Origin of the sequence: Ruegeria arenilitoris (assembly GCF_013030265.1) — a bacterium.
Classification (GTDB): domain Bacteria; phylum Pseudomonadota; class Alphaproteobacteria; order Rhodobacterales; family Rhodobacteraceae; genus Ruegeria; species Ruegeria arenilitoris_E.
This window is the reverse complement of record NZ_WPZQ01000012.1, coordinates 23,302-41,541: the sequence shown is the minus strand read 5'-3', so window position 1 is coordinate 41,541 and position 18,240 is coordinate 23,302. Positions and strand designations below refer to the sequence as shown.

Below are 18,240 nucleotides of genomic sequence, written 5' to 3'. Positions count from 1 at the left end.
AATATTAAGATCCGGTTTCGGGAACGAAAAGGGCCGCCCCAATGGAACGGCCCTTCGAAAGCATAGGAGGTGGGGTCGGTTAGATCAATCGACCAGCCGGAGCGAGCGCTCCGCCAAGGGCTGCCTCAGCAGACTTTCCCCCCGGTTGTTCCGACACCTCTCTCCAATCTCTTTCTCGACACTGGATCACCTCCTTTTCTATCTGTTGCGGTTAACTTTGAGCCTGACACAAGATGCGCCATTCTCAAAGCACTTTTTTACGCAGCCTGCGCAGTCAGCCGCGCAACGATCACCTTGAACGGGATCAGCGCGATCAGAGCCAGCGACAGTTTCACCAGCCAGTCTGCAAAGGCCAGTGTCACCCAAAGCGGCGCCATCGGGCCGGACAGCATGAACGGAACAGGTTCCCACGCCCAGCTGATCGCAGCATCCGCATCAGCACCAAATACTGTGACCGAAGCCGAGAAGGCGATGGTAAAGAACAGCGTGGTATCCAGCGCCGATCCAACCAGCGTCGATGCCAGCGGTGCACGCCACCAACGCCCGCCACGCAGTGAATTGAATACGGTGATGTCCGCCAACTGAGCGATCAGGAAAGCTGTTCCCGATGCAACGGCGACCCGCAATGGTACGGCAGCATAGGTAAAGCCGTCGCCCTGAAGCATGATCTGTGTACCGATCAGCGAGCAGACGACACCGGTCAGAAAGCCGGCAAACACGACCTTGCGGGCCGGGCCAACGCCGTAGACGCGGTTCATGATGTCATTGACCAGAAAGGCCAGCGGATACGTAAATGCGCCCCAGGTCAACAGACCATCGAGCAGCAGAAACTGAACCAGAATGTTCGAGGCCACAACAATGGTGGCCATGGCAATAATGCCGGGTATATAAGCGCGTTGCATTTTCAGATGCCCGTTTTGACAAGGTAGCGGCGACTTGGCCAAGGGTTCATCCCAAGGCAAGCCGCGCTTTTAGACTCTGGGATTGTGTTTGGCAAGTCAGTCCGGCAGCAGATACTCAACCAGCTCCGTGCGCTGCAAAACCAGAAAGTTGTCGTCCGAAATCATCGTGGCACGCAACCGCCCCTGAGGGTCGCGCCAAATCGACAATCCCTCAAGATTGTCATGCGTCCCGGTGCCGGTCTCGATCAGAATCTCTTCGGATTTGGGCATATCATCCTCGACTTGCCAGCGGCGCAGGCGCGAACGAAAGCCGGTCAGAGAGACCGAACGCTCCAACACGTAGAACCGCCCATCGGGACCGAAATCTGCGGCAACGGGCAGGAACCCACCCCGCTGAGGCAGGACAAATGGTGTTGACCAGGCCTGCCCGTTCCAGCGGTAAACAGGAATATCTCCCTGCGCCGTCCTGCTCTTTTCGGTCAGGGTGTAAAGGCGGCCCCGGTCATCAATCGCCAGCCCCTCGAAAGACCCGTTGCGATCGAGAGTTTCAAAGGCCTTGGGTCGCGGCAGAACGCGTGCCCGGGCACCGGGCGCTGCATAATGTGCAACCCGGTGGACGCCTTCGAATGAAATGTAAAACGACCCGTCCGGAGCGATCGCAATCCCTTCGGAGTCCCCGGCCCAGCCCAACATGATACGGCCCTTGCTCGATAGCACAGGCCAATGGCCCAATATCTCGATCCCGGCGATCTTGTCCCCATCACGCTCAATCTGTGCAGTCACAAGGGTTGCCCGGTCGCTGAGTGCGATCATGTGGCGTCCATCGTCCGAGATATGGATGGCGGAGAAACCGCCAAACCAATCGGCATTGTGACGCCAGGCATAGCTGTCGAGCGGGGTGGCTGTTTTAACTTCAACCGCCCAAACCGAACCTGCCAGCAGCAGCGCTGCAATCAGTTGGATTGCAGAACCGATGTACATTGCTGCGGCAAATCGGCCAGAACGTATTCGCGTCGTTTCTTAGGTGCCGGAGCGTTGGGGTCCGGTGGCGGTGGGTTCAGGATGTTACGCACCCATTGCTGCGCCTCGGCACAACCATCTCCTTTGGGTGGCGCGTCCTGATTGACACAGCCCTTGGACCCTCGGGGACACTTCAAACGAACATGGAAATGATAATGATGTCCCCACCAGGGGCGTATCTTGCGCAGATATGCCCGGTTGCCCTTTTCATCGTTACACATCTGCACCTTGGCCCCCGGAAAGACAAAGATGCGCGCTACGCGCTTGTCCTTGGCAGCCTCACGCAGCACAGCGTGGTGCTGTTTGGTCCAGTTGCCGTTCACATAGGCCCCGTTGGCGCGGCGCAACGAGATCGATGAGATGTTTTCGCGTGCCTTGCGGCTGAGACGCATGTTGTCCCCCGGAAGCATCCATATATCGATGTCCAACCCCAGCTGATGGCTGCGGTGTCCGGAGGTCATCGGCCCGCCACGCGGCTGGCTGATATCTCCGATGTAGAGACCGTTCCAGCCCGGTTGTTTGGCTGCGAACTTGCTGAGGTCCTGCACATAGTCGATCGCATCGGGGTGCCCCCAATTGCGATTGCGCGACAGACGCATGGCCTGCCATGTCGGTCCGGTCTCGGCCAGTTGCACCGACCCGGCAGCACATCCGCGCGAATAACTGCCGAAGGCAGCCGGTTTCTGCTGTGAACTTTGCTTTTGTGCCCCGAACAGTTGCTTAGCGAGGGGCTGCGCCCCTGCGGTGCCTGCCAAAGCGATTGTTGCCAGTATTGCCAAAAATCGTAGTAAAATCATCTGCTCTGATCCCCTTCCGGTCTTACCCAGCGCATCAGGAATAGCCCCAGAATAAACAACAGAACGATAGGTGACACCCCCAGTCTTGCGCTACCGGTCACGGTTGTTGCAATCCCGATCAACATCGGCGCGGCAAAGGCAGTAGCACGGCCCGAAAGACCATAGAGCCCAAAGCTCTCGACCGGGGCCTTGGGGTCGGTATGACGCACCATCATTGAACGGCTGGCAGATTGCAGAATGCCGCCCATCCCGCCGATCAGAACGCCGCAGCCAAAGAAAACCATGTCGGGCAGGCCGGATCCCTCGGGCAAAGCGATCCCGAAAATCTGGGTCCGGTCCATCGAGACGATGGTTGTGCAAACAAAGATCAGAACCCAGATGGCCACCAAAATCACTGGTTTAGGGCCGTATTTCTTGTCCAGTTTCCCCCCGACCCATGAAAAGGCAGCGGCCGCCAGAACGCTGACGATACCAAAGACCCCGATCTTAATCAGGTCCCACTCCAGTACCAACCGGGCATAGACGCCGCCAAAGGTATAAAGCCCGTTCAGCGCATCCCGATAAAACATGGATGAACCCAGGTAGCTGGCCAGACTGACCCGGTGCCGCAGGTTCGAGATGGATTTGGCCAAAATGCTTAGCGCCTCACCCACGCTGCCTCTTTGGTCTTTTGGCGCATCATCCCGGACCCAAAGGAAGTAAGGCACCATGAACAGGATGAACCAGCCAGCAGTGAAGGGCCCTACAAAACGCGTGCCCTGCTGCGTAGAAGCGTCGAGACCAAACACCGGGTCTATTCCGATCAATGTCTTGCCATTGGCCTGTTCGACAAAAAGCGCCAGCATGATCGCCAGTGAGATCAGGCCGCCGAAATAGCCGAAGGCAAAGCCCGATCCCGAAATCTCACCCACTTCGTTGTCATCCCCCAGATCGGGCAGCTGAGAGTTGATGAAGATCAGTGCATATTCCGCGCCAATAAAGCCCACCCCGAATGCGGAAAGCATCAGCCACATGTTCGAGCCGTCGGGCATTGTGTACCACAGCGCCGCCGACCCCACTGCATACATGACCGAAAAAGCGAATATCCAAGGAATACGCCGCCCCGATACATCGGCCATGGCCCCCATCAACGGGGCGCCGAAAGCGATGATCAGACCGATAATGGTCATGCAATTGGCCCAAACCGTCTGCGCCCGTGCATCAGCGGCATCACCGTCCAGACCAGCTGTCAGATAGTACTCTGCTGCCACCCCGGCGAAATAAGGACCGAATACGAAAGTCACCAACAGCGTGTGGTATGGCTGACTGGCCCAGTCGAAAAACCACCAGCCCCAAATGCGCTTGCGCTTGGATATTTCTGCCATCACTGCCCCACAACGTCTTTGTTCTTATAAGACGGGCCTTTGGATCATTTCGCAAGCGTTCTGTTGGGACAGCCTTGCTCTTTGTCGCGGGTACGCTTACCTCTCATCAGATGTGAAAACGGAGTTCCCATGCTGTCGCTGATCCAAATCCTGTTGCTGATCCTGAACATTGCCTGGTTCATCATTCTTGCCCATGTGATCATGAGCTGGCTGATCAACTTTCAGGTGCTCAACCTGCACCAACAGCTGGTAGCGCAGATCTGGTACGGCCTGAACCGTATTCTGGAACCCGTTTACGGGCCAATCCGCCGAATTCTTCCCAATATGGGTGGGTTGGATCTGACACCGTTGGTGGTGTTGATCGGTGTCTACGCGCTACGGATCATTCTCATAAACAATGCGGTCTATTTCTACTGACCTCTTGTTCACCGAATCTTAGTATGTGATTGTCCTGTCTTAAGAGCAGATAAACCTTAAGACAGGGCCACCCCGCACATGTTCGACGCCGCACCTATGCTGCGAGATGTCTTTGGATTCGACGACTTCCGCCCCGGGCAGGAAGAGATCGTCGATGCCGTGACCGCAGGCGAAAATGTGCTGGCGATCATGCCCACGGGTGGCGGCAAATCCCTGTGTTATCAACTGCCTGCCCTGATGCGGGATGGTGTGACGGTGGTGATCTCACCGCTGATCGCCCTGATGCGCGATCAGGTGCGCGGGCTACAAGAGGCCGGGGTCGAGGCCGGAGCGCTGACCTCGGGCAACACGCCGGAAGAAACCGATGCCGTATGGGACGCGTTGGAGGCCGGGCGACTGAAACTGCTTTACATGGCGCCGGAACGCCTCGCGGCCGGGTCGGCTCTGGGCATGCTCCGCCGGATCAACGTGAACCTCATCGCAGTGGACGAGGCGCATTGCGTCAGCCAGTGGGGCCATGACTTTCGCCCCGATTACCTGCGGATCGGAGAGCTGCGCCGCGCATTAAATGTGCCCTTGGCGGCTTTCACAGCAACAGCGGATGCCGAAACACAGGACGAGATCGTCGAAAAGCTCTTCGACGGTGCCGCGCCCAACAAATTTCTGCGTGGGTTCGATCGCCCTAACATCCACCTGGCGTTTGCCGCCAAAGATGGCCCCCGCAAACAGATCCTCGATTTCGCCGAGGCCCGCAAAACCCAGTCCGGCATTGTCTATTGCGGGACCCGCAACAAAACCGAAGTTCTGGCGCAGGCCCTGCGTGCCGAAGGACACTCGGCCTGCTATTATCACGGCGGCATGGAGGCCGAAGATCGCCGCATCGTCGAAACCCGCTTTGCCCGCGAAGACGGCCTGATCGTGGTCGCCACGGTGGCCTTCGGCATGGGTATCGACAAGCCCGATATCCGCTGGGTCGCCCATGCCGACCTGCCCAAATCCATCGAGGCATATTATCAAGAAATTGGGCGTGCCGGACGTGATGGCGGACCTGCCGAAACCCTGACCCTGTTCGGACCCGACGATATCCGCCTGCGACGCTCGCAGATCGACGAGGGGTTGGCCCCGCCGGAACGACGTATGGCAGATCATGCGCGGCTGAACGCCCTGCTGGGATTGGCCGAAGCGCTGGAATGCCGCCGCCGAACACTTTTGGGATATTTTGGCGAACAGGCTGCGCCCTGCGGTAAATGCGATCTGTGCGACAGCCCGCCCGAGGTGTTTGACGGCACCACCCCGGTTCGTATGGCTTTGTCCGCAATTTTGCGAACCGAGGAATGGTTTGGCTCGGGCCATTTGATCGACATCCTGCTGGCCAATGAAACCGACAAGATCCGCGCGCGGCGCCATGATGAGCTTTCGACCTATGGGATCGGCAAGGAATGGTCGCGCCCGCAATGGCAGGCTATTTTCCGACAGATGATGGGACACGATCTGGTGCGTCCTGATCCGGAACGTCACGGCGCGCTGCGCATGACCGAAGCGGCCAAACCGATCCTGAAAGGCGAGGCACAGATCAACCTGCGCAAGGACACGCTCCGCAAAGCCGGACGCCGCCCTGCCGTCAAGATGATGGTTTCCGAAGAAGACGCACCGCTGCTTTCCGCGCTCAAGGCCAAACGGCGCGCACTGGCGGAATCCGCACGGGTCCCGGCCTATGTCATATTTCCCGACCGCACACTGATTGAGATGGCTGAGAAACGCCCCGCGACGCTGGACGACATGGCCCGGATTGGTGGTGTTGGAGCAAAAAAGCTGGAGCGCTACGGAGATACGTTCCTAGAGGTGGTCGCAGGAGCGATCAAGGCCGTTCATCCAGCGCGGCGCAAGCTGGCTGGACGCGATCAGGGCGAGATCTATGATCGGTTGCTTGAAGTGCAGTCGCAGTTGTCACGAGGTCCGGACGGGATCGACAAGCCATTAACCTGTTCCGCTTCGCAGTTGGCTAAGGTTGCGCAAATGCGCAGCGGCGACGCCCGCGCTTTGGAACAGCTGTTGGGCGAACGTCGCGCAGAACGTTTTGGCGCAGCGTTTCTGGACGTGCTGCAGATGGCAAGCTAGATACACTCCGAACAGGCGAGAACGAGGGCGGATATGCTGGTAGTGATTTCCCCGGCCAAGCGGCTGGACTGGGCTGAACGTGATGTAGAGGCGACGCAACCCGCCTTTCAGGATGATGCCATTCGCCTTTCAAAAACAGCTCGCAACCTGACCCTCGGTGACCTGAAAAAGCTGATGGATCTGAGCGACGATCTGGCCCGCCTAAATCGCGACCGGTATCGCGCGTTTTCGGATACCCCCGACGCGAGTATCACAAGACCCGCTGCACTGGCGTTTGCCGGTGACACCTATCAGGGTTTGGAGGCTGCTTCGCTGGATGCCGATGAAACGGCGTGGGCCCAAGATCATCTGCGCATTCTGTCCGGGCTTTATGGTGTGCTGCGCCCGCTGGACGCGATTCAGGCGTATCGGCTGGAAATGGGTAGCAAGCTGAAAACCCGGCGCGGTAAGAACCTGTATGAGTACTGGCGCGATCAGCTAAGCAAAGCGCTGAATACTCAGGGTGATCAGATCGGATCAGATGTATTGGTGAACTGCGCCAGCCAGGAATACTTCGGTGCAGTAGACCCTAAAGCGTTGAAATTGAGGGTCATCACACCTGTATTCATGGAAGACAAAGGCGGCACCCCCAAGATCGTCAGTTTCTTTGCCAAGAAAGCACGCGGAGCGATGGCGCGCTATATCATTCAGCACCGCTTGACCGATACTAAAGGCTTGTTGGATTTCGATTCCGGAGGCTATGAATATCGTCCCGAGTTGTCAGAAGAAGACAAACCGGTCTTTGTGCGCCCTTATCAGGCCTGATCCAGCATCGACGGGTCATAGGCAACCAGTTCGACTGTGTTGCCTTCGGGATCTTCGGTAAATATTCCCCGCCAACCGATCCAGCCGAATTCCTCTACGCGATAAGGCTGCTCGATTTCGTCATACCAGCGCATCACCGCATCCTGCTCATGAAACGGCAGCGACAATGCGATGTGATGCAGAGCAGATGCACCTCCGGTCACCGGCCGATCCGCCCCGGTCGGATGCAGCCCCGGTCGCGGTGCTGCAGTATGATGAAAGAGGGCCAGAACTTGCGTATGCCCACCGAACCCTTCGGCAATTCGAAAGAAGGTGATGGCGCTGTTGTGATCTCCGCTCAGACGCTCGAGTCCGATCACATGCTCGTAGAATTTCACCATCGCGCCCATGTCGGCGCAACGTATTGCAATCTCACCTAATGCACGGGGGCGGAAACTTCGGTCATCACTCATTCAGTGAACCTATTCATCCCCCACAGGATCGACAAGGACGGGCCTGGCGTCTGCCGGGCAATGGCTGGAGATCATGTCACAGATCAGCTTCTTATGCAGCGGTTTGGTAAGGTAGTGATCAAGACCTGCAGCAAGAATGCCCTGATCATCGCCGGCCATCGCATGAGCCGTTAGCGCAACGATGGGCACATGCCGCTCCGTCCCGATCTCTCTCCGGCGAATTTCTCCCGTCGCTTGCTTGCCATCCATTCCAGGCATCGAGATGTCCATGAAAATCAGATCAGGGTCAAAATCGCCGAAAGCATCAACGGCTTCCAGCCCGTTCGATACGAATTGCAGGTTGATGTTCAGATCCTTGGTCATCTTTTTGAGGATCAACTGATTGGTACGGTTGTCCTCAGCCGCGAGCACACGCATCATTCTCTGCCCTTCTGAACTGCGCGGTGACAAAGTCACCTCTGTTTCTAGAATGCTGAGTTCAGTCGGTTCAAATGTCGATGTCCCAAGAGCCATCAGGCGCGTGTAAAGCTCGGCCCGGGGAATGGGCTTTTGCAACACACCTTCAATCAGGCGATGCGCAGGATCGGCGTGTATCATGCCCGGATTGGCTGACATCACAACAATAGGAAGGTCGACCCAGCCCCGATCGCTTAAGGTTGCAGCAAGCTCCAGCCCATCCATATCAGGCAGATCATGGTCGCACAAAAGCAGGTCGACTGTGTCATCCACACACGAAAGCGCCTCAGCCCCGGTTTCACAAACCGTCACCCTGGATCCCAGCCTGCGCAGCTGCTTGCTGAGGATGGCCCGATTGGCGGCAAGATCTTCGACCACCAGGACATGTTTCAAACGATCCGCCAGATCGGGCGGTACGGGTTGTGGCCCCTCGGCTGTGGGCAAGGTTACCCGGAAACCAAAACATGATCCCTCACCCAAATCACTTTCGACCCAGACCGTTCCGCCCATCATCGTGATCAGGCGTTTGGTGATGGCCAAACCAAGTCCGGTGCCTTCGAATTCGCGGTTCTTTTCATTTTCTACCTGATTGAACTCGCCAAAAATGTGGCTGATCTTTTCAGCCTCAATGCCGATCCCGGTATCTTCGATCGCGATGTGAATGTCGCAGGTCTGCGCCTCAACGTTGGGAACACCGGTCACGCGGATCAGGACATGCCCGTGCGAGGTGAACTTGACCGCATTGCCCACCAGATTGGTCAGTATCTGTCGAACCCTGCCTGGATCGCCGACAAACAAAGTGGGCAGAAACAGATCGTAATCGACCAGCAGCGTCAGCCCTTTGTCCCGAACGCTGGGCTGAAGCAGCATCGCCACTTCAAGAATACAACGCTCCAGATCAAACTGTTCGGGATGCAGGGTCAGCTTGTCCGCTTCGATCTTGGAGTAATCAAGAACATCATTGATAATGACCAGCAATGCCTCACCCGAGTTCCGGATCGTGTTGACATAGAGGCGCTGCTCCTCACCCAGAGGTGTTTCGGTCAGCAACTCTGTCATCCCGACGATCCCGTTCATCGGTGTCCGGATTTCGTGGCTCATGTTGGCCAGAAAAGCTGACTTTGCCCGGTTGGCTGCCTCAGCCCGTTCGCGCGCGGCGTTCAACTCGGCCTCATGCCGGACCGAAGATGTGATGTTCAGGGCAAGACTCACTACATCGCCGCCCTGCCCGCGCTGATCGATCAACTTGATGTATTGACCGTTCCACAGTTGAATAACGATGGGTGGCGGGTTTGTCCGCGCCCAGCGCGCCAGCATTCTGGCCTGCCATTCCTCAACTGGTTCCGAGCCGATATCAACAATGCCCTCACGCGTCATAAGCTCAAGCATTCGAGTATAGGAGATACCAGGCGCGACCTCTTCCAGCCCCTCGAACACGCTCAGATACGCGGTGTTGGCGCTAATCAACCGACTATCGCCGTCAAAAAAGGCAAACCCGTCCTGTATGGTCTGAATCGAATGCCACAATCGGCGCTCGGCGACTTCGATCTTGGCGTTTGCAACTGTCAGGTCGGATTTGACCTTTTCGTTTTCATCCCTAACGGTTGCCACTTCGGCCTGCGTTTCGCCTATTTGCCGTGTCAGTGCCATGGCGTGACGGCCCAGTTTGCGATTTGCTGCAGACAATTCTGCCTGCTTGAGGTCAAGCAATCGCTCTGCCGCCAATCTGGCGCGCCGTTCTTTTGCAAGTTTGTCTGCAAGACTCATCTGTCTTATCCCGGGTCAGTCTGAAGACAGCATTCCGGCAGAGCGTGAAAAAGTGTTTAAGCCGTTGCAATGGAAAGGGCGCTCATGCGACGATCTTGCCAAATAGGAGGTCGTGATGCGCCGCTTTGTTTTGACTTCAATTGTTTATTTTCTTTCAATTTTTCTGCAAACCGCTCTGGTTCAGGCCCAGTCTTCGGTGCCTGAATTTCGCTATATCACCACACGGGATGCGGACTTTTATGGCTCGGATCTGGATGCGCTGTTCGATACCGATTTGAAATCGTGCATTCAGGCCTGTTCGGCTAACGCAAACTGTACTGCATTTACCTACAATACCCGTTCAGATGCCTGTTTCCCCAAGAGCGGCGTAAACCGTCAGGAACCTTACGAAGGCGCGTTGTCCGCCCAAAAGATCTCGACGCCAGAACAGACCCTAACACTAGCGAGAACGCGCGCCGAAGCCCTTGGGTTTCTGCGCCCATCCGATCTTGAAAGCGCTCGCCAACAATCCCGGGATCTGGGTTTTCTTCACACCGCAGGTGGACAAGATCTGAATGCCGTACTGGGGGCTGCAAGAAATGCCAGCAATGCAACGCAGGCAATGCAATGGACCGGTATTGCAGTGTCGCTTAGCGATGCGCCCGATCTCTGGGTCGAATACGCCCGATTGCTATTGGCCATTTCACCGTCTGGCTGGAATGAAAAGCGAGAAATGAGGAAGCGTGCGCTGAATGCGTCGATCAACGGGTACCTGCGTGCCGAAAACCCCGGAACACAGATCGCCGCGCTTATGGTGATGGCAAATGCGCTTGAAGAAAGCGAACGCGGTCGGGATATGATCCCCGCCCTGAGACTGGCTGAACAAGTCCAGTCGCGCGAGGATGTGCTGGCGGCGCTGACCGATGCGATCGGGAAATACGGATTCCGCGTTGTCGACAGCAGTGTCGAAAGCAACGCTGCTGCACCTCGCATCTGTGTCGAGTTTTCAGAAAAACTGATCAAAGCGGGCGTTGACTACGACCCCTTCGTACAACGCAATGATGACGGGTTGGTGGTACAAGCCGATGGGTCTCAGCTCTGTGTTGACGGCGTTGAACACGGCAAGCGCTACCGCATGACCCTCCGACAAGGTCTGCCTTCTGCATCCGGCGAAACCCTGAACCGCGATGTGGAGCTGACGCATTATGTACGCGATCGTGCGCCGTCGGTCCGGTTTCCGGGTCGCAGCTATCTGCTGCCAAAATCCGCAGACGCCGCTTTGCCGATCGAGACAGTGAATACCACAACATTGGACCTGACATTGCGCCGGGTCAGCGACCGCAATCTGCTGCGTTCCGTGCAACAGGATTTCTTTGGCCGTCCGCTTAGCCAATGGGAAGAAGAGGAGTTCTCGGACGAAATCGCCGAAGAGATCTGGACTGGTACTGCGCAGGTCGCTTCAGAGCTGAACCAGGACATGACCGCCCGCCTGCCTATGGCCGAGGCAATCGCAGAGCAGCCGGCAGGCATATATGCTTTGACTGCTCGGGTTCCCGGGGCGGATCCTTATGATGATCCGGGGGCGACCCAGTGGTTTGTTCTGTCCGATCTGGGAATCAGCACAGCGCTTGGCACCGATGGTCTGCATGTCGCCGTTCGCGGGCTTCATAATGCAGAGCCACGTGAGGGTATCGATGTATCGCTTGTGTCCAACGCCAACGCAGTGATCGCAACCGCCCAAACGGATGCCCAAGGGTATGCGCGTTTTGATCCCGGTCTGACCCGGGGAACCGGGGCGAGCGCGCCTGCGTTGGTCATGGCAACGGATGGTGATGCAGATTTCAGCTTCTTGTCACTGACCGATCCCGCCTTTGATTTATCGGATCGTGGCGTCGAGGGCCGTGCGCCCGCCGGTCCGGTGGATGTTTTCCTGACCACCGATCGCGGCGCTTATCGCGCGGGCGAGACAATCCATGTCACAGCCCTGTCGCGCGATGGTACGGCACAGGCGATTGAAGGTCTGCCGCTGACCGCGATCCTGCATCGACCTGACGGGGTTGAATATCGACGCGTCATTTCGGATGGCGGCGTGGCTGGGGGGCATGTCTTTGCGCTGCCCGTCGCAGCGGATGTGCCGCGCGGTGCATGGCGGATCGAGATTAAGTCGGACCCAAAGGGTGAGGCGCTAGCGCGTGAAACCGTTCTGGTCGAAGATTTTCTGCCTGAACGCATCGACTTTGAACTTACCCTGCCAAATGCACCCCTACGTCCGGGCGACACGCCGCCGCTGAAGATTGATGCCCATTATCTGTTTGGCGCCCCGGGTTCCGACCTGACCATCGACGGACAGGTGATTGCGCGCCCTGCTGAAACCGTTCCCGGCTATGATGGATACCGTTTTGGTCGCTATGATGCCGAGATTTCAACCAAAAGCAGTTACTTCGGAGATGCGCGTACTGATGCTGCAGGCCTCGCCACGATTCCGATTGAAATCCCCAATTTAGAGACTGAAGGAAAACCAATCGAGGCAACGGTTATTGCCCGATTGGCGGATGGATCAGGCCGCCCGGTCGAACGTCGCCTCACTGCACCCGTCCTGCCGCCCCAATCGGTAATTGGCATCAAACCCATGTTTGATGACGTGATCACTGAGGGCACAGAGGCATCCTTCCAGATCGTCGGGTTGTCCCCTGATCTTTCACCCAATCCAATGCGCCTGCGCTGGACACTGAACCGGGTCGAAACACGCTATCAATGGTATCAGCTCTATGGAAACTGGAATTGGGAACCAACCACCCGACGTACCCGCGTGGCGACGGGTGAGGTTGATTTCACGTCTGAGCCATTGACGCTGAACCAGCCGGTCGACTGGGGTCGATATGAATTGGTCGTACAGCGCGTGGATGGCACTTATGTAGAATCGGCTGTCGATTTTTATGCGGGCTGGTACCAGGCCGCAGATGCTTCGACCTCACCAGACAGGCTGGAAATGTCGCTGGATCGCGACAGCTATCGCCCGAGGGAAATGGCACAATTGCGGATCGTACCGCGCATGGCAGGCATCGCACAGATCGAGGTTCTATCGAACCGGCTGATTCACCGCCAGATGATAGACGTCCCAGAGGGTGAAAGCGTAATCCCACTGGAGATCACCGAAGATTGGGGCACTGGTGCCTACGTCACGGCGACAGTCATCCGCCCCATGGATGTCACCGCCGGGCAAAATCCAGCCCGCTCCATGGGCGTGGCACATGCCACCATCGATCCGGGAGTTCGCAAGCTGAATGTCAGTATCGACGTGCCCGAGGTCAGCGCGCCCCGACACACGCAAGAAGCCCACGTCAAAGTCGAAAACTACACCAAAGGTGATCCTGTCTGGCTGACAGTCGCAGCGGTAGATGTCGGCATCCTGAACCTCACCGGTTTCAAGAGCCCTAACCCGCAGGGATACTATTTCGGACAACGCCGGTTGGGTGTCGAACTGCGTGACGTATACGGCCGCCTGATTGATGGCATGAACGGCGCAATGGGAACCATTCGATCGGGTGGTGACAATGATGCCGGGATGCGGCGCCAATCACCTCCTCCGACGCAGGATCTGATGGCAGTTTTCAGCGGACCGGTTCAGGTGAACGAAAACGGTGAAGCCTTGATCGATATCCCGCTACCAGCCTTCAATGGTACCGTGCGGCTGATGGCGGTTGCCTGGTCCAAATCTGCGGTGGGGCAGGCTGAGGCCGAGATGATTGTTCGCGACCCGGTCGTTGTCACTGCAAGCCTGCCGCGTTTCCTTGCCCCCGGCGACCAAAGCCGGATGCTGCTGGAAATCATACATGCGGATGGTCCGGCCGGTGAAATGGCGCTGGGTCTGGCAGCTTCAAACGGACTTGAGCTTGGAACTGCACCCGGCACCTTCACACTGGATGCCGGCGGCAAAGCCGTTTTTGAGGTGCCGATCCGCGCGAACGTGGTTGGCGATCCTGAAATCAGCGTTTCGATCACCACTCCGGATGGTCGGGATTTGTCGCAGACCTTGCGGATGCCTGTTCGCGCGAATGATCCAGTTGTGGCTCTGACACGGCGGTTTTCGCTTGGATCCGGGGAAAGCTTCCTGTTCTCGCAAGATGTGTTCGAAGGGTTTCGACCAGGTACGGCCGGGGCCATATTATCCGCCGGTCCTCTGGCCAAATTCGACACTCCGGGCCTGCTGGATCAGTTAAACCGATATCCCTATGGCTGCACCGAACAGATCACCAGTAAGGCGCTGCCGCTGCTGTATCTGTCTTCTGTCGCACAGGCCTCAGGGCTGGGTAATGGGCCTCAGGTCGACAAACGCATCAACGACTCGATCCGCAGCGTCCTGACGCGTCAGGCCTCGAACGGTGCGTTCGGATTGTGGCGGGCTGAAAGCGGTGATTTTTGGCTGGATGCCTATGTCACCGACTTCCTGTCGCGCGCGCGTGCGCAGGGTCATGAGGTTCCGGACCGGGCCTTTGCACAGGCAATGGATAACCTACGCAATCGCATCAACTATGCCCCTGATTTCGATGAAGGCGGTCAGGATATCGCCTATGCGCTGATGGTATTGGCGCGGGAAGGTGCGGCCTCGATGGGCGATCTGCGCTATTACGCGGACGTCAAGGGCGACGCATTTGATACCCCACTGGCCGCTGCACAGCTTGGATCGGCACTGGCCTCGTACGGGGATCAGACCCGGGCTGATGCGATGTTCAGCCGGGCCGCACAGATGCTGGCCCAGCGCCCGATACAAGACCAATATACTTGGCGGGCTGACTACGGCACAAACCTGCGGGATGCGGCGGGTCTGCTGACACTCGCGGTTGATGCCGGCAGTGAGGTCATCGACCGGGATACCCTGATCCAGCGGGTCAGCGCCGGGCGGACTTACCGTTCGACGCAAGAGGCGGCTTGGTCCCTGCTTGCCGCGCATGCACTGATCTCAACCCCCGAGCAATCCGGGCTGCGGGTCAACGGTTCAACCGTTGATGGGCCGTTCGTTCAGGTTCTTGAAACCGGTTCGGATGATGTTCTGAACATCACCGCAGCAGATGGTGAAACAACCGACATCACGCTGACGGTATCAGGTATCCCCGAAATCGCGCCCGAAGCTGGCGGGACGGGCTATGCCATCGACCGTCAATATTACTCGATGGAAGGCGAGCCGCTGAATGCAGATGAGTTTGTTGTCGGCGATCGGTTTGTCACTGTCCTGACTGTCACACCGTTTGAAAATGGCGGTGCACGGCTGATGATTGATGATCCACTGGCCGCAGGCATTGAGATCGACAACCCCAACCTGTTGCGCTCGGGCGATGTGCGTTCACTGGACTGGCTGAACCTATCCGAGGCGACGCATACCGAGTTCCGTTCAGACAGGTTCCTTGCCGCTGTTGACGCCTTTGGCCGCCAACCCGTGACATTGGCCTATGTTGCGCGAGCGGTCACCCCGGGTGAGTTCCATCATCCCGCTGCATCGGTTGAGGATATGTATCGGCCCCAGAACCGTGCCCGGACGGATACAGGCCGGGTCGCAGTGAAATGACAGGCCGCGCAGCCATCGCCACAGCCCATTGGCGGCGGCTGGATCAGCAGGGCACGGACCGCTGCACCCTGTCTCAGCTGGACAGTGGCTGGATTCTGGTCGGTCAGGCAATCTGGCACGATGGCAGCATCGATCATTGCCTGACCTATGATGTGCGCTGCGATCCTGACTGGCATAGCCTGTCTGCGGATGTTGGGGGTGAGTTTGGTGGCCGCGATATCGCCTTGCGTCTTCATCGAACTGCCGAGGGCTGGTTTCTGAATGATAAACTGCAGGAAAACACCGCCGACTGCATTGATCTTGACCTGAGTTTCACGCCAGCCACAAACCTCTTGCCATTGCGCCGACTGGGTCTGAGGAATACCGCGAGCGCACCCGTTAAGGCAGCCTGGCTGAAACCTGATCTCGCGTCGATCGCGCAGCTAGACCAGATTTACAGTTGCCTCTCGCAAGAACTGGTCCGGTATTCTTCAACGAATTTTGAAGCTGATCTGCAGGTTCATTCGTCCGGCTTCGTAACCCACTATCCCGAACTCTGGGAAGGATGGGTCGATGCCTAAGGCAACCAGATTACTGCTGTGTCTCGCGGGGTTGCTTTATTTGACCGCTTTTACCCGGGATCGGCTGAATGACTGGGTGAACGCGACCATATTGCCGCCGATCCTCGCAGAAAGCTCGGTTGAGATGCGCGACCGGAATGGCAACCTGCTTCGGGCCTTTCCGGTCGAGGACGGCATCTGGCGCCTGCACCCCGGATCAGTGGATCGCGATTTTGTCGATATGCTGGTTCGGTACGAGGACAAAAGGTTCTGGATCCATTCAGGCGTCGATCTTTTGGCCATGCTGCGTGCGACCGGGCAAGCGCTGTTGAACGGTCGTACTGTTTCGGGCGGATCAACGTTGACCATGCAGGTTGCACGATTGCTCGAGGATGGCACAACCGGACGCTGGCGTGGCAAAATCCGCCAGATTAGAGTCGCATTGGCGTTGGAACAGCGTCTCAACAAAGAGCAGATTCTGACCCTCTATCTGACCCACGCCCCCTATGGTGGCAACCTCGAAGGGATTCGCGCGGGATCGCGCGCCTGGTTCGGCAAAGATCCTGTCCGCCTCACACCTGCACAGGCTGCGTTGCTGGTGGCGCTGCCACAATCACCCGAGGCACGCCGACCAGATCGGAAACCCGAAACCGCCCGAGCATCGCGTGACCGGGTTCTGCATCGCATGGAAAGACAAGGTGTTCTGAACCGATCTGAGGCGCAGGCGGCGTCATCCGAGCCAGTTCCCCAGAGAATGCGTCCGTTTCCACAACTGGCAGCTCACCTTACAGATCGAGTTCGTCGGCAAAACCCCGAGGTGATGACCCATGACCTGACGCTGGATGCAGCGCTGCAAGCTCAGTTGGAACCGCTTGTTGCACGAACGGCAGCAGGTGCGGGGCCACGTGTTTCAGGGGCGCTGATTGTGGCGGACCTTCACAGCGGTAAAATCCTCGCCTCGGTCGGATCGGCAGGGTATGCGGATGCCCGTCAGGGATTTGTCGACATGACCCAAGCGCTGCGTTCGCCGGGATCAACCTTGAAACCTCTGGTATACGGCCTTGCCTTCGATCAGGGGCTTGCGCATCCCGAGACCCTGATCAGCGACAGCCCGGTCATGTTCGGGCGCTACGCCCCGCGCAATTTTGACGGTGTGTTCCGGGGTGAGATACGTATACGCGAGGCGCTGCAGCTATCTCTGAATATCCCCGTAATTCGCCTGACACACGAGTTGGGTCCCGCCCGCGTCATGGATGCTCTGCGGAAAGCCAAAACCGCGCCAAAACTGCCCGGCGGGACACCGGGCCTTGCCATTTCTCTGGGCGGCGTTGGTCTCAGCCTGCAAGACCTCGTTCAACTCTACACAGCAATGGCGGCAGGAGGGGAAGGCCCCGTTCTGCATCATCTGGAATTGAGCGAGCAATCACAGACCCAGCGTATTCTGACAGAACCAGCCGCCTGGCAGATCGGGAACATCCTGTCGGGGCTCAACCCGCCTCCCGGGGCTCCTCCCGGCGTGCTGGCTTACAAAACCGGCACCTCTTACGGACATCGGGATGCCTGGGCCATTGGGTATGACGGGCAGCATGTCATCGGTGTCTGGCTGGGACGGGCGGATGGCACGCCGGTGCCCGGAGCCTTTGGTGGTGAACTGGCCGCGCCATTGTTGTTCGAGGCTTTTGGACGCCTTAAACCGGATTTTGAGCCGCTCGCGCCCCCACCCCCTTCGACCTTGATTGTGGGCGCCGCTGAATTGCCCGCTCCGCTGCAGAGATTCCGGCCGCGCTCGGCTGCTTTCGCTGATAATGCAACCGCACCACAGGTGTTGTTTCCCCCTGATGGTGCAGTATTAGAGACACATAGTGACACGCTTACCATCAAACTGCGCGGTGGCTCGCGTCCATTTTCAGTCCTTGCCGACGGGATGCCGATCCTGACGGGACAACGCCAGCGAGAGTTTGAGATCCCCAACCCCGGGCGCGGTTTCGCTTCGCTGGTTGTTGTTGATGCGAAGGGACAGTCCGACCGGGTTTCGATTCAAATTGAGTGAAAGGGTGCCTAA

At 57.8% G+C, this 18,240-nt stretch carries 12 protein-coding genes; 6 read left to right on the top strand and 6 right to left on the bottom strand.

Annotated features, from left to right (window positions below):
- Positions 1-257: 257 nt before the first annotated feature.
- The 4 genes from GOX61_RS18970 to GOX61_RS18955 all read right to left on the bottom strand — a co-directional run bounded on the left by GOX61_RS18970 (position 258) and on the right by GOX61_RS18955 (position 4,083).
- Positions 258-902, bottom strand: coding sequence for a queuosine precursor transporter (locus tag GOX61_RS18970; RefSeq protein ID WP_170336278.1), 645 nt, complete (start codon positions 900-902; stop codon positions 258-260).
- Positions 903-998: 96 nt separating this feature from the next.
- Positions 999-1,883, bottom strand: a complete 885-nt coding sequence (locus GOX61_RS18965) for an esterase-like activity of phytase family protein (protein WP_170336276.1) — start codon at positions 1,881-1,883, stop codon at positions 999-1,001.
- Positions 1,856-2,719, bottom strand: a complete 864-nt coding sequence (mepA, locus tag GOX61_RS18960) for a penicillin-insensitive murein endopeptidase (protein WP_155146513.1) — start codon at positions 2,717-2,719, stop codon at positions 1,856-1,858. Before mepA ends, GOX61_RS18965 begins: the two co-directional genes overlap by 28 nt.
- Positions 2,716-4,083 (bottom strand): MFS transporter, encoded by a 1,368-nt coding sequence (locus tag GOX61_RS18955; protein ID WP_170336274.1) that lies wholly within the window; start codon positions 4,081-4,083, stop codon positions 2,716-2,718. The genes mepA and GOX61_RS18955 overlap by 4 nt, the downstream gene beginning before the upstream one ends.
- A gap of 129 nt (positions 4,084-4,212) precedes the next feature.
- Between GOX61_RS18955 and GOX61_RS18950 the strand changes: the two genes are divergently transcribed.
- The 3 genes from GOX61_RS18950 (at position 4,213) to yaaA (ending at position 7,422) form a co-directional block, all read left to right on the top strand.
- Entirely contained in the window at positions 4,213-4,500 is a 288-nt protein-coding gene (locus tag GOX61_RS18950) for a YggT family protein (RefSeq protein WP_170336272.1), read from the top strand.
- 78 nt (positions 4,501-4,578) lie between these two features.
- Positions 4,579-6,618 (top strand): DNA helicase RecQ, encoded by a 2,040-nt coding sequence (recQ, locus tag GOX61_RS18945; protein WP_170336271.1) that lies wholly within the window; start codon positions 4,579-4,581, stop codon positions 6,616-6,618.
- A 33-nt stretch (positions 6,619-6,651) separates the two neighbouring features.
- Positions 6,652-7,422, top strand: coding sequence for a peroxide stress protein YaaA (yaaA, locus tag GOX61_RS18940; protein WP_170336269.1), 771 nt, complete (start codon positions 6,652-6,654; stop codon positions 7,420-7,422).
- On the opposite strand, the gene GOX61_RS18935 is transcribed toward yaaA, so the two are convergent.
- Together GOX61_RS18935 and GOX61_RS18930 are read right to left on the bottom strand one after the other, a co-directional pair.
- Complete coding sequence (locus tag GOX61_RS18935) at positions 7,413-7,874, bottom strand: VOC family protein (protein WP_170336267.1); 462 nt, start codon at positions 7,872-7,874, stop codon at positions 7,413-7,415. The two genes, yaaA and GOX61_RS18935, sit on opposite strands and share 10 nt — an antisense overlap.
- 9 nt (positions 7,875-7,883) lie before the next feature.
- On the bottom strand, positions 7,884-10,097 hold the full coding sequence (locus GOX61_RS18930; protein WP_170336265.1) for a response regulator: 2,214 nt from the start codon (positions 10,095-10,097) through the stop codon (positions 7,884-7,886).
- 115 nt (positions 10,098-10,212) lie between these two features.
- On the opposite strand from GOX61_RS18930, the gene GOX61_RS18925 reads away from it, so the two are divergent.
- Genes GOX61_RS18925 through pbpC form a run of 3 tightly spaced genes read left to right on the top strand, consistent with a single transcriptional unit; the run spans position 10,213 to position 18,228 of the window.
- Positions 10,213-15,639, top strand: coding sequence for an alpha-2-macroglobulin family protein (locus GOX61_RS18925; protein ID WP_170336263.1), 5,427 nt, complete (start codon positions 10,213-10,215; stop codon positions 15,637-15,639).
- Positions 15,636-16,199: a putative glycolipid-binding domain-containing protein gene (locus GOX61_RS18920; protein WP_170336262.1), complete on the top strand. Its 564-nt coding sequence runs from the start codon at positions 15,636-15,638 to the stop codon at positions 16,197-16,199. Before GOX61_RS18925 ends, GOX61_RS18920 begins: the two co-directional genes overlap by 4 nt.
- A complete protein-coding gene (gene pbpC, locus GOX61_RS18915) occupies positions 16,192-18,228 on the top strand; it encodes a penicillin-binding protein 1C (RefSeq protein ID WP_170336260.1) in 2,037 nt (678 codons plus the stop codon). Before GOX61_RS18920 ends, pbpC begins: the two co-directional genes overlap by 8 nt.
- The last annotated feature ends 12 nt before the right edge of the window (positions 18,229-18,240 follow it).